Source organism: Corallococcus exercitus, from assembly GCF_003611585.1.
Classification (GTDB): domain Bacteria; phylum Myxococcota; class Myxococcia; order Myxococcales; family Myxococcaceae; genus Corallococcus; species Corallococcus exercitus.
This window is the reverse complement of the sequence record NZ_RAVW01000291.1, coordinates 1-12402: the sequence shown is the minus strand read 5'-3', so window position 1 is coordinate 12402 and position 12402 is coordinate 1. Positions and strand designations below refer to the sequence as shown.

The window sequence follows — 12402 nt, the reverse complement described above, 5'->3', positions numbered from 1 at the left end:
GGGTACCAGCGTGCCCCGCCCGAAGTCCTCCTCCAGGCGGTAGCGCGGCGCCTGGATGAGGCCCAGCCCCAGCCGCGCCGCCGCGACGAAGGTCTCCGCGCCGTTCACGCTCATCGTCGTGGGCAGCACGACGTGGCGGACCTCGCCGCCCACCGTGAACTCCAGCGGGATGAGGCTCCCGGTCGCGGAGGAGCGGAAGCCCACCATGCGGTGCCCGCGCTGGAGCGCTTCGATGCTCTCCGGCACGCCGTGCCGCGCCAGGTAGGCGGGCGACGCGCACGTCACCTCCTCCAGCAGCGCCACCCTGCGGGCCACCATGTCGCTGTCCTTCGGCTCGCCCGCGCGCAGCACGCAGTCCACGCCCTCGCGCACCAGGTCCACGAACCGGTCGCCCTCGCTCATGTACAGCTCGATGCCCGGATAGCGCTCCAGGAACTCCGGCAGCCGGGGCAGCACCACCCGGCGCGCCAGCGTGCCCTGCACCTCCACGCGCACCAGCCCCTTCGGCCGCGCCCCCACGAACGCCGCGTCCGCCTCCTCCAGGTCCGCGAGCAGCGCCACGCAGCGCTGGTAGTACGCCTCGCCGTCCAGCGTGGGGCTCACGTGGCGCGTGGTGCGCTGGAGCAGGCGCACCCCCAGTCGTGCCTCCAGCTGCTTCACCGCGTCCGTCACCGACGAGCGCGGCAGCCCCAGGTCCTTCGCGGCCTGCGTGAAGCTCCGGCACTCCACGATGCGCGTGAAGGCCTTCATGGCGTCGAACCGGTCCATTGTCCGCCTTGCCGAACAGTGATGCCGGAACAAAGCCGATTATCCGAAGGGCGGAAAGGTCCATCTTGTCCTCACCCGGCGCTCCGACGCGGACGTCGGGCGAACCTCCAGAGGAAGAGACCCCATGACGACCCCCCAGCGAACGCAGCAGAAGAAGACGGCCCTCGTGACGGGCGCCTCGCGCGGCATCGGCGCCGCGGTGGCGGAGCGGCTGGCCCGCGACGGCTTCAACGTCCTCGTCAACTCCGCGGGCAGCCGCGACGCGGCGGAGGCGCTGGTGCGCCGGATTGAGGCGGGCGGGGGCCGGGCCCTGAGCGTCCAGGCGGATGTCGCGGACGTCACCGCCTTCCCCCGGATGTTCGACGCGGCGGAGGCGGCGTTCGGCGGGGTGGACGTGCTGGTGAACAACGCCGGCATCGGGAAGTTCATCCGCTTCGCGGACTTCGACGACGCGCTGTTCGACCAGCACGTGGCCGTCAACTTCAAGGGCACGTTCAACGGCCTGCGTGAAGCCGCGCGCCGCCTGCGCGACGGGGGCCGCATCATCAACTTCTCCACCAGCGTCCTGGCCATGCGGATGGAGAACTACGGCGTGTACTCGGCCACCAAGGCCGCCGTGGAGACGATGACGGGCGTCCTCTCCAAGGAGCTGCGCGGCCGGAACATCACCGTCAACTGCGTGGCGCCCGGCCCCACCGCCACGGAGCTCTTCTTCGACGGCAAGTCCCCGGAGCTGGTGGAGCGCATGGCGAAGCTCAACCCCCTGGAGCGGCTGGGCACGCCGGAGGACATCGCCGCGTCCGTGGCCTTCCTCGCCGGTCCGGAGGGCGGGTGGATCAACGGCCAGGTGCTGCGCGCCAACGGCGGAATGGTCTGAACGCCTGGCGCGTGGGCGGGGGAGCAGGCGGCCCGCGAGCCTCGTGCAACCGACGGGTCGCCCACCCCATGGGTGGCTCCGGGCAGGGAGCATCCCCACCGTTGTCGCGTGAGCGACGAGAGGTCAGGAACAGGGAGTGGATGGGAGGACCCCCGGCTGCGGGCGCTGGAGCAGCTGATGGCCCTCCCTGCCGCCGAGCTGCGCCCCACGCTGGACACCGCGGGTCAGGTCATCTCCGAGCTGCTGAACGCCGACAAGGTGGACGTCTTCCTTATCGAGCACAGCACCCAGACCCTGGTGGCGGTGGGCACGAGCCAGACGCCCATGGCCCACAAGCAGAAGGCGCTGGGGCTGGACCGGCAGCCACTGGCCAACAAGGGGCGCGCGGTCCAGGTGTTCGAGACGGAGACCCCCTTCATCTCCGGCCGCCAGGAAGAGGACCCGGAGGAGCTTCCCGGCATCAAGGACCGGCTGGGGGTCCGCTCCTCCTTGATGGTGCCCCTGCCCATCGGCGAGCAGACGCGGGGCGTGCTGGGCGTGTCGTCGGCGCGCAACGACTTCTTCACCGAGCACGACCTGCGCTTCCTCCAGGCCGCGGCGCGCTGGGTGGGCATGGTGGCCCACCGCGTGGAGCTGGTGCAGGAGCTGACGAAGCTGGCGGTGAAGCAGGCGCGCGGCAAGGCGGCCGAGGACCTCATCACCGTGCTCGCGCACGACATGGCCAACCACCTGCTGCCGCTCCAGGCCCGCATCCAGCTCATCCAGCGGAGGGCCCAGCGAAACAACGCGTCGGAGGACCTGCGGGACGCGGCGGGCGCGGCCGCGTCGCTGCGCTCCCTCACGCGGCTCATCAACGACCTGCTGGACGTGGGGCGCCTGGACCAGGGCCTCTTCCACCTGCGCCCCCAGCCGGTGGACCTGACGGCGCTGGCGCGGGAGCTGGCCTCCACCGCGAGCACGCCCGACCACCCGGTGCGCTTCGAGGGGCCCGAGGAGCTGGTGACGCTGGCGGATCCAGACCGGGTGCGGCAGGTGCTGGAGAACCTGGTGGCGAACGCGCTCAAGCACTCGCCGCCGGGGCGGCCCGTGGACCTCCGACTGGAGGCGCAGCCGCGCCCGGAGGGGCCGTGGGTCCGCGTGTCGGTGAGCGACCAGGGAACGGGCATCCCGGCGGAGCTGGTGCCCATGCTCTTCGAGCGCTTCACGCGAGGCCCGGGCTCCACGGGGCTGGGCATCGGCCTGTTCCTCGCGCGGCGCATCGCGGAGGCGCATGGCGGCACCCTGGAGGTGGCCTCGACGTCAGGGACCGGAACGCGCTTCGAATTGTCGCTGCCGCTGGTGTCCGGGTAGCGCGAACACGTTCGTTTGGAGGACAGGACCATGTCTTCGGATTGGGCGGAAGAAGCGGAGCAGCAGGCGAAGGCGATGACACGGGACCTGGTGGAGGTGGGCCGGACGAAGGGCTTCCGCGTCACGTACCAGCGGCGGGAGGCGCGGTTCATGCTGCGCGCGGGGACGGTGACCACCTACTTCTCCGCGCACGACTACGACGGGCCGCGAGGCATGGACTGGCTGCGCTTGCGCATCGACGTGCTGATGAGCGCGCGCCCGGGGCTGGCGGAGTCGCACGTGGAGCCGGCCGGGCTGGGTCCCGCGCCCCACTGAGGGCGGCGGGAGGAATCGCACCGCGGGGGTGAGGGGAAAAAAGGGGCATTTCCGTTGAGTGGGGGCAGGCGCGAAACCGGACGGCCCTGACGGCCGCCGGGCGCCCCCTTTCCAGGAGCAGCCCCATGTCCCCATCCCCGCGTCCTCGTTCCATGGCCCGGCCCACCGCCATGGCGCTCACCCCCCTGGGGTAGCCTGGCAGTGTCCCCCTGGAGCGTGCTGGCTCCGGAGGGATTCGCCTGGATTGCCTGGCCTCGCCTTGCCTCGGAGGATGGGTTCGACGACGCTCGGCGCCCTTTTTCCACGAGGGGAGGCATCTTGGAGCTGCGACACGGCCCATGGGCGGGTGCATCCCCGGACGCCGGGTTGGAGACGCTGCGGCGTGACCTGGGCCGGGCGCTCGCGAGCGTCTGTCCCGCGTCGCTCGCGGACCGGCGGGAGGACCTGCTGCAGGTCGCGATGATGCGGGTGGTGGAGCTGCGCGGGCGCGACCCGGGCCGCGCGGAGCTGACCCCCGCGTACCTGTACCGGGTGGCGTACACGACGCTGATTGACGAGCTTCGCCGGCTGGGGGCGCGCAAGGAGGTGGCGCTGGAGGAGGTGGAGGAGGGGCCCCAGCAGCCGGTGGCGCCGGGGGACCCGGAGCGTGCGGCGGGGGCCTCGCAGATTGCCCGGGCCGTGCGTGACTGTCTTCAGGGGCTGGTGCAGGACCGCCGCCTCGCCGTGACGCTGCACCTGCAGGGGCACACCGTCCCGGAGGCCGCGGAGCTGTTGGGCTGGGATGCCAAGCGGACGGAGAACCTCATCTACCGGGGACTGAGCGCGCTGCGTGCCTGTCTCTCCCTGAAGGGAATCGAGCCGTGAGTGAACGCCGTCCCGAGGATGAGACCCTGGAGGCCGCGAGCGTGGAGCGGCTGCGCACGGCGCTGCGCGACGATGAAGCGCCGGGGACGCCGGTGGACGCGGACCGCGTCTGGCTCGCGGTGACGAACGCGCTTCCGGCCGAGGAGCGCCGGGAGGTGGTCGAGCGCGTCGCGGCGGATCCCGCGTGGGCGCGCGCCTGGCGGTTGGCGAAGGCGATGTCCCAGGCGGCGGCGGAGGCGGAGCGGGCTTCGACGGGCGTGGGCGCGGAGGCGCCCTCGAAGGTGGTTCCCCTGGCCGCGCGGCGCGAGCAGGCCCGGCGCGTCTGGCAGGGACGGCCCGCCTGGGCCGCGATGGCGGCGATGCTGGTGGTCCTGGTGGGCACGGTCGTGGTGCTGCGGCAGCAGCAGGCGGGGGAGGACCCGGAGCGGATCCGCGGCGGCGCGGCGGAGGCCATCACCTCAGGGGTGCCGGAAGCCACCGCGCTTGCGCGTGAGCAGTTCGTGATCCGCTGGAGCGGAGTGCCCCAGGCGGTGTCCTGGAGCGTGCAGGTGTCGTCGGAGGATTTGAAGTTGTTCCATCGCGCGGAGCGGCTGGAGACGCGCGAGTACACGGTGCCGGCGGACGTGCTGCGGGAGCTGCCCGCCGGAGCGCGCGTCCTGTGGCAGGTGGAAGCCCGGCTGCCGGATGGAAGTGTCCAGCGGAGCAGCACCTTCGTGAACCGGTTGCGGTGAGCCCGCGGCGAGTTCGTGGTGGGTTCGTGGGTCCTTCGCGCTGAACGCGTGCGGAGCCGCGCGCGGTGGGGATCCGTCCACGCAATGAATGACAAGCAGAGGGGGAAGTCGATGATGGCAATCCATGCAGGCAGGGAATGGGTGCGCGCGCTGGTGATGATGGCGCTGCTGTGGGGAGTCACGGCCGCGGCGCAGACCGCGCCCGCGTCGTACACGGTGGCCGTGACCACGCAGCCGCTGGTGGGCGCCGCGGGTGACACGGTGGTGGCCTCCGTGGTGGAGGCGGGCACCCTGAGCGCACCGTCCACGGTGCGCATGACCCTGAACATCCTGGACGAACGCGGCGTCGTGCTCGCGACCGTCACGGGCACCGTGAGCGCGGGAGCTCCCCTGCGGGTGAGCACCCGGGCTCCCTCCTCGGGCGGGGTCCGCGCGCAGCTCATCCTGCCGCCGGGCGCGGAACAGATGTCCGCGGGGGTCCTGGTCCTGGAGCGGGAGGGGCGCGAGGATCCTCCGCCTCCCAAGAGCACCTTCTGTGAGATTACGGTCTACGCCAAGGACCCCATCACGGGCATGCCAGAGCCTGTCACCATCCTGGGCGCATGTACGGTGGAGCCCGTGGAGCGTTGAGGTGACCGAGAGGCGGCGACAGCGCAGGGGACGATGGGGCGGCCTCACCCTGGCGGTGGGGCTGGCCCTGGGCGTCCCCGCGCACGCCGCCGCTCCCGCGGAGCCCTCCGCGCTCGCGCGGTGCGAGGAGGCCTTCGACGCGCATCCGGAGGACTCCGACGCGGCGATGTGCTTCTTCCGCGATGCCCAGGGGCTCCAGGGGCGCGACGAGGCGCGGCGCAGGGTCCAGGGGCTCATCGCGAGGCACCCGGACCGGCCGTGGCTCACGCTGGTGCTCGGTCACCTGGAGCTGCTGTCCGAGCCCGCGCTGGCGGAGGCGTCCTACCGCCGCGCGGCCCTCGCCTTCCGGAGCCAGGGGGACGCGGAGGGCGAGGTGCTGGCCGGCATCAACCTGCGCAGCGTGCTGGGGATGCGCGGCCAGACGGAGGAAGCGCACCAGTGGGTCCTGCGGGTGGGGGAGGTGGCGCGGGCCTCCGGGGACTCGAAGCTGGAGGTGCGCGCGCTCATCCTGGAGGCGGCCGAGCTCTCCGACCTGGGCCAGGACCTGGGGCGCGCCTACCGGCTGCTCAAGCGCGCGGAGGCCCTGGCGTTTCCGGGCGGCACGGACGGCATGAAGAAGCAGCTGCTCAGCCCCCTGGCCACGGTGAGCGTGAACCTGGGCCGCTTCGACGAGGCGCTGGACGTGTACGCGCGGCTCGCGGAGCTGGCGGAGCGCACGAAGGACGCGGGCACGGAGGCGCGCGTCCGCTTCGCGCTCGCGAACCTCGCGTACCAGCGGCAGGAGGAGCGTCCCGAAGCGGGAGGCCGGCCGGAGCTGCTGAGGCTCGCGAGGGAGGCGCTCGCGGCGGCCGGGCGCGCGGGCAGCAAGGTCTTCGAGGCGATGTCGCTGCGCCTCGTGGCGGAGCTGCTGGGGGACGGGCCCGGGGAGCGGGGCGAAGCGGAGGAGGCGCTGGGCCGCTGCATCGACATCGCGAGGGAGACGGGCCTGCCCGAGCGGCGCATCTCCTGTTTGTGGACGCGCGCCGAACGCCGGGCGGCGGTGGATGCGGGCGCCGCATGGCGCGACGTGGACGAGGCCCTGTCCCTGGCCGCCGAGCACGACAACCCGCTCTACCTCGCCTCCGCGTGGCGAGCGCGGTCGATGGTGGCCTTCCGCACGCGCCCGTTGCCGGAGGCGCTGGGGGAGGCGGAGCGCGCGCTCGACGCGGTGGAGGTGTTGCGCCAGTGGCAGCGGGACGCGACCAGCCAGGCGGAGCTCTTCTCCGGCTGGGCCGGTGACTACCACCGGCTCGCGGGCCGCACCCTGGAGGCCGGAGAGGCCTCCGCGGTGCCGCCGCGCCAGGCCCTGGAGCGGGCCTTCGCGGTGAGTGAGCGCCTGAGGGCGAGGACGTTGTTCGAGGCCCTGGTGGCCTCCCGCGCGCTCCCAGCGGAAGCAGAGACACCGGAGCACCGGGAGGAGCGGACCCGCGTGCTGCGCGCCCTGTCCGTCACCCAGCGGAGGCTGCTGGAACCAGCGCTCTCCGCGTCCGAGCGCGCACGGCTGTTGGGAGAACTCCAGGAGCTGGAGCGCCGCGAGCGAGAGCTGCGACCCGCGGCCCGGCGCATGGAGCTGTCATTCGCATCCCTCGCCGCGACCGAGCAGCGCCTGGGGGAGGAGGAGGCCCTGCTCGTCTTCCTCGCGGGCGCGGACCAGGACGTCCAGGGCGAGCGCGCGGGAGGCGCGTGGGTGCTGGCGGTGACACGCGAGGGCACGCACGCGTACCGCATCCCCGAACGTGCGCGGCTGCGCCCCGCGGTGGCGCTCCTGTCGGGCCTCATCGAGCGCCGCGATGGTTCAGAGGCAGGAGCCGCCGCCGCGCTGTACGCGCAGCTGCTCGCCCCCGCCCTGCGCGAGCTGCCACCGAAGGTGTCGCGCCTGCTGCTGGTGCCGGATGGGCCGCTGCACGACCTGCCCTTCGCCGCGCTGCGGGAGCGCGCGGACGGCCCGCCGTTGATGGCGCGGTACGAACTGGCGCGGGTGCCCTCCGCGAGCCTGCTCCACTACTGGCGCGAGCAGCCCGAACACCCCCCCGGAGGCGAGGCCCTCGTCCTGGCGGATCCCGACCGGGGAGGCACCGCCTCCGGCGCGCGAACCGTGGCCACCGCGAGGGGCGGCGTGTTCCTGGAGACCGCGAGCCTGGGCGCGCTTCCGGAGGCGCGGCGCGAGGGCCGCACCGTGCGCGAGGCGCTGGAGGACACCTCCGTGAAGCCCCGGTTGCTCGTGGGGGCGGAGGCCTCCGAGCAGGCCCTCAAGACGTCCCGCTGGGACGCGGTGCGCATCCTCCACGTGGCCGCGCACGCGGTCGTGGACGTGGAGTCCCCGGAGCGCTCCGCGCTGGTGCTGGCCCCGGGCTCGGCGGGAGAGGACGGCCTGCTCCAGCCGCGCGAGATCACCGAGCTGCGCATGAGGGACGCGCTGGTGGTGCTCTCCAGCTGCCGGGGGGCCTCCGGCGCGCTGCTCGCGGGCGAGGGCGTGCTGAGCCTCGCGAGGGCCTTCTTCGAGTCCGGCGCCCGCGCCGTGGTGGCCAGCCTGTGGCCCATGCGCGACGCCGAGGCCGCGGAGCTGCTGGAGCGCTACTACCGGCACCTGGCGGCGGGGCAGGGCGCGGCGTCGGCGCTGCGCGACGCCCAGCGCGAGGCCTGGGAGGACGGCGAGCCCGCGGCCGCGTGGGCGGGGCTGGGGGTGATGGGAGACGCGGCGCTGGTGCCGGTGCGGCCCACCGCGGGCCTGGCTCCGCGCGGCCTGGGGCGGAGCCTCGTCCCGGGGCTGGCCGTGGGGGCCGGTCTCCTGTCGCTGACCCTGTTCGGTCTCTGGAGGCGTCGCTCGAGGAAGCAGCAGGGAGCGGGCAGGCGGTGAGGCGCGGCGTGAATCAGGAGCGCGGTGGCGGGGCCCGCGCGGTAGGGTTCCGGGGCGATGAGTGACGCGAGCCATGAGCCGGCGCCGAAGCTGACCCTCGAGGTGCGGGACCTGCACAAGTCGTTTGGCGGGCAGCCGGCGCTCCGGGGCGTGGACCTGGTGGTGCCAGAGGGCACGACCTGCGTGCTGATGGGCGTGTCCGGTTCGGGCAAGACGGTGCTGATGAAGCACATCATGGGCCTGATGCGGCCGGACCGGGGCTTCGTGCGCGTGGAGGGCGAGGAGGTGGCGAAGATGGACGAGCCCTCGCTCAACCAGATGCGCCGCAAGCTGGGCATCCTCTTCCAGGCGAACGCGCTGTTCGACTCGCTCAACGTCTTCGACAACGTGGCGTTCCCGCTGCGCGAGCGCACGAAGATGTCCGAGCCGGACATCACCAAGACGGTGAACGAGACGCTGGGCAAGGTGGGCCTGTCACACGCGGCCACGCGCTTCCCGGGAGAGCTGTCCGGCGGCATGCAGAAGCGCGTGGGCTTCGCGCGCGCGACCATCCTCCAGCCGAAAATCCTGCTCTACGACGACCCCACGGCGGGTCTGGATCCGCTGACCACGGCGGCGGTGAACGAGATCATCACCACGGGCAAGCAGCAGCTGGGGGCCACGTCGCTGGTGATCACACCGGACGTGGCGTCCGCCTTCGGAATGGCGGACCACCTGGCGCTGATGCACGAGGGGCGCGTGGTGGAGTACGGCACGCCGGACCACTTCCGTCAGTCGCAGCACCCGGAGGTGAAGGCCTTCCTGCGCAACTGGCTGCGGCGGCGTTCCGCGCAGGCGCAGACGTCGCAGGCCTGAGGTAGTCTGCCGGGGCCCGAGGGCCGGCGGGTTCGTGGTGGAAGCAGGAGTCCGCATGTCCCGTCGCACGCTGCGCCCTGTGTTCAAGCGTCTGTGGTTGCTCGCGCCCGTCGCCACCCTGGGACTGGGGTGCTCCTCGACGTGGAGCTGTGAAAAGGACGGCCTCTATCCGGAGTCGTTCCGCATCGCCGACATCCCTTCGGAGGATGGGGGTGTCTCCACGGCGGACACCGCGTGCGAGGAGCTGTGCCGGCGGGCGGCGTACCATGGCGGGCCTCCCTGCTCGTTCTCGCGCTCCTCGGAGTCGCTCCCTGAGCCCGACGAGGTGAACTGCCATGTGATGTACATCTGCGAGGGGCGGAGGCCGGAGGGGTTGTGCAGCGACGGCGCGGTGGCCACGGGGACACCCGCGCTGGGAGCGCTCTTCGCGAGGATGGCGCACCTGGAGGCCGCGTCCGTGCCGGCCTTCGAACGGCTCGCGGACGAACTGGCCAGCCACGGTGCGCCGGAGCACCTGGTGCGCGCCGCGAGGAGAGCCGCGAAGGACGAGGTGCGCCACGCAAGCGCGATGGAGTCCCTGGCCCGCCGTCACGGAGCCCCGATGCCGGAGCTGACGGTGGCACCGTTCCAGGCCCGTTCGTTGGAGGCGCTCGCCATCGAGAACGCGGTGGAAGGCTGCGTGCGAGAGACCTTCGGAGCGCTGCTCGCGGGCTGGCAGGCCAGGAGCGCGGAGGACGCGAAGGTGCGCGAGTCCCTGGGCGCCATCGCCCCGGACGAGCTGATGCACGCGGAGCTGTCCTGGGCCATCGACGCATGGGCCATGGAGCGACTGTCGCCAGAGGCCCGCGAGCGCGTGGAGTCCGCCCGCCGCGAAGCCTGGCGCGATCTGGAGCACGACGCCTCCACCAGCCACCTGCCGGACGAAGTGGCCCGCCACTCCGGGCTCCCCTCCGCGGACCTGGCCCGAAGGCTCGTGAGGGAACTGGCGTCCGAGCTGATGCCTGGAGCGCTGGCCTAGCCAGGACCAATAGATTGCTTCTTGGGGCCTCCAAGAGGCAATCTATTGAGCATGCCGCGTCAGAACCTGACCTACGACACGACGCCGTTCGCCGTGGCCCGGGCCATCACCACCCTGGGGCAGAACATCGAGCGTGCCCGGATCCGGCGTGGGCTCCGGCAGGTGGATCTCGCGAAGAAGACGGGGCTGGCACTCGGCACGCTCCGGCGAATCGAGGAAGGCAGCCCCACCACGGCGCTCAGCGCCTACTTCACCGTTCTCTGGGCCCTGGGGCTCGAGCGCGAGTTCGACAACCTGGCCTCGCCGGAGCTGGACGAGGAGGGCAAGACGCTGGAGGCGGCGCGCCAGCCCGCGCGGGTGGCCCTCAAGTCGAAGGGGGGACTCGATGGCGACTTCTGATCCGTCTGGCTGCTACGTGTACCTCCAGCTTCCGGCCTCGCTCGACGTCGTCACCTGTGGCCGCTACGTGCAGCAGGAGGGCGTGGGGCAATTCGTCTACGGCAGGAGCTATCTGGCCAACCCCCGCGCCGTCGCGCTGGATCCATTCGAGCTCCCGTTGAGGGAGGGCGTCTTCACGACGGCGCGGCTGGGGGGCATCTTCGGTCCGCTGCGGGACGCTTCTCCGGATGCCTGGGGACGCAGGGTCATCGAACGGCAGCTGGGACGTGGGGACCTGAGCGAGGTGGGCTTCCTGCTCAACTCGCCAGAGGATCGCGCGGGCGCACTCTCCTTCGGCGAGAGCACCACGCCGCCCGCTCCCGTTCATCAGTTCAACAAGGTGCTCCAACTCCAGCAGTTGCTCGACGAGGCGAACCGCGTCGAGCAGGGGCTGCCGCCGTCGCCCCAGGTCAACGCACTGGTGCAGCCCGGCAGCTCCATGGGCGGCGCGCGTCCCAAGAACGTCGTCGAGGACGATGACGGCTTGTGGATCGCCAAGTTCCCATCGCGGAGCGACCGGTGGAACAACGCCGTGGTCGAGCTCGGCATGCTGGAGCTCGCCCGGGAGTGTGGGCTTCGCGCAGCCTCCGGGAAGCTCATCCGGGTCGCGGGACAGGACGTGCTCCTGGTCCGCCGGTTCGACCGGGAGCGGACCGGTCCGAACTATCTGCGCCACCGGATGGTCAGCGCCCTGACGGTGCTCCGTGCGGATGAGGAGCCGCGCGCGGGACCGAGGGAGCGAAGCGGCTGGTCATACCTCCTGCTGGCGGATGAACTGAAACGCTGGGTTCGCGACCCGGACGAAGACCTGCGCGAGCTGTTCTCGCGGATGGTGTTCAACGCGCTCATCTCGAACATCGACGACCATCCCCGGAACCATGCGCTCATTGCGCCCGACGTCCACTGGAGCCTGTCTCCCGCCTATGACCTGACCCCCGCGCCACAGGCCAGCACGGAACGCGACCTGGCGATGGAGGTGGGAAGCGCCCAGCATCGCCGCGCCAATCGGCGCAACTTCTTGAGCGAATGCGCGCGCTTCCGATTGTCCAGGGATGAGGCCAGCCGGCTCATCGACGAGATGAAAGCCCGCGTGTCGTCCCGTTGGCGCGACGTCGTCCACGGCAGTGGCGGCATCGAGGCGGACTTGAAGGCCATCGAACGGGCCTTCGACTACGAGGGCTTCGAGTACACCTATTGAGTCAGGGGCGGCAGCTTCTCCAGCAGGCCGGAGCGTGACAGCCAGAGCATCAGCGCGAAGCTGATGGTGTTGAAGGCCGTGTGGGCGACGATGAGCGGCAGCAGCCGTCCCCGGTACCAGAGGACGAAGCCGAACCAGGCGCCCATCACGAACGTCTGGAAGACGGCCAGCGTGCCCTCGTAGAAGTGTCCCACGGAGAAGAGCGCCGCGGCTCCCAGGATGGCCGGCACCCAGCCGCCCAGCACCACCCGCAGGCGGGGCACGAGGAAGCCTCGGAAGACGAACTCCTCGAAGCCCGTCACCACCACCATGATGGCCGCGAACGCCGGCACGCCCAGCCCCGTGCCCAGCAGCGCCGCCGCCACGCCCTTGCGCGCCTCCAGCTCCTGGCCCGCCAGCTTCAACGCCACCGCGACCGCCGCCAACGGCACCGACGCCGCCAGGTGCACCACGTACGTGCCC

At 72.1% G+C, this 12402-nt stretch carries 13 protein-coding genes; 11 read left to right on the top strand and 2 right to left on the bottom strand.

What is annotated here, in order from left to right; genetic code table 11:
- Window positions 1-768: LysR family transcriptional regulator (locus tag D7W79_RS45885; protein ID WP_147442105.1), on the bottom strand; the 768-nt coding region annotated here is incomplete at its 3' end.
- 124 nt (window positions 769-892) lie between these two features.
- Between D7W79_RS45885 and D7W79_RS29020 the strand changes: the two genes are divergently transcribed.
- The 11 genes from D7W79_RS29020 to D7W79_RS28970 all read left to right on the top strand — a co-directional run bounded on the left by D7W79_RS29020 (window position 893) and on the right by D7W79_RS28970 (window position 11940).
- On the top strand, window positions 893-1645 hold the full coding sequence (locus tag D7W79_RS29020) for an SDR family oxidoreductase (protein ID WP_120528633.1): 753 nt from the start codon (window positions 893-895) through the stop codon (window positions 1643-1645).
- Between the two features lie 177 nt (window positions 1646-1822).
- The gene (locus tag D7W79_RS29015) at window positions 1823-2995 is read left to right on the top strand and encodes a GAF domain-containing sensor histidine kinase (protein WP_120528632.1); all 1173 of its coding nucleotides are present in this window, start codon (window positions 1823-1825) and stop codon (window positions 2993-2995) included.
- Window positions 2996-3025: 30 nt separating this feature from the next.
- A complete protein-coding gene (locus tag D7W79_RS29010) occupies window positions 3026-3310 on the top strand; it encodes a hypothetical protein (protein ID WP_120528631.1) in 285 nt (94 codons plus the stop codon).
- 318 nt (window positions 3311-3628) lie between these two features.
- Entirely contained in the window at window positions 3629-4174 is a 546-nt protein-coding gene (locus tag D7W79_RS29005; protein WP_120528630.1) for an RNA polymerase sigma factor, read from the top strand.
- Window positions 4171-4905: a hypothetical protein gene (locus D7W79_RS29000; RefSeq protein ID WP_120528629.1), complete on the top strand. Its 735-nt coding sequence runs from the start codon at window positions 4171-4173 to the stop codon at window positions 4903-4905. Before D7W79_RS29005 ends, D7W79_RS29000 begins: the two co-directional genes overlap by 4 nt.
- A 114-nt stretch (window positions 4906-5019) precedes the next feature.
- On the top strand, window positions 5020-5535 hold the full coding sequence (locus D7W79_RS28995; protein WP_216627433.1) for a hypothetical protein: 516 nt from the start codon (window positions 5020-5022) through the stop codon (window positions 5533-5535).
- 1 nt (window position 5536) lies between these two features.
- Window positions 5537-8431: a CHAT domain-containing protein gene (locus D7W79_RS28990; protein ID WP_120528627.1), complete on the top strand. Its 2895-nt coding sequence runs from the start codon at window positions 5537-5539 to the stop codon at window positions 8429-8431.
- A gap of 57 nt (window positions 8432-8488) precedes the next feature.
- Window positions 8489-9286 (top strand): ABC transporter ATP-binding protein, encoded by a 798-nt coding sequence (locus tag D7W79_RS28985; protein ID WP_120528626.1) that lies wholly within the window; start codon window positions 8489-8491, stop codon window positions 9284-9286.
- Between the two features lie 55 nt (window positions 9287-9341).
- The gene (locus D7W79_RS28980) at window positions 9342-10304 is read left to right on the top strand and encodes a hypothetical protein (protein WP_120528625.1); all 963 of its coding nucleotides are present in this window, start codon (window positions 9342-9344) and stop codon (window positions 10302-10304) included.
- A 51-nt stretch (window positions 10305-10355) separates the two neighbouring features.
- Entirely contained in the window at window positions 10356-10703 is a 348-nt protein-coding gene (locus D7W79_RS28975) for a helix-turn-helix domain-containing protein (protein WP_120528624.1), read from the top strand.
- Window positions 10690-11940: a type II toxin-antitoxin system HipA family toxin gene (locus D7W79_RS28970; RefSeq protein WP_120528623.1), complete on the top strand. Its 1251-nt coding sequence runs from the start codon at window positions 10690-10692 to the stop codon at window positions 11938-11940. The genes D7W79_RS28975 and D7W79_RS28970 overlap by 14 nt, the downstream gene beginning before the upstream one ends.
- On the opposite strand, the gene D7W79_RS28965 is transcribed toward D7W79_RS28970, so the two are convergent.
- A partial coding sequence (locus D7W79_RS28965) for a CPBP family intramembrane glutamic endopeptidase (RefSeq protein WP_147442104.1) occupies window positions 11934-12402 on the bottom strand: 469 nt, incomplete at its 5' end. The genes D7W79_RS28970 and D7W79_RS28965 overlap by 7 nt on opposite strands.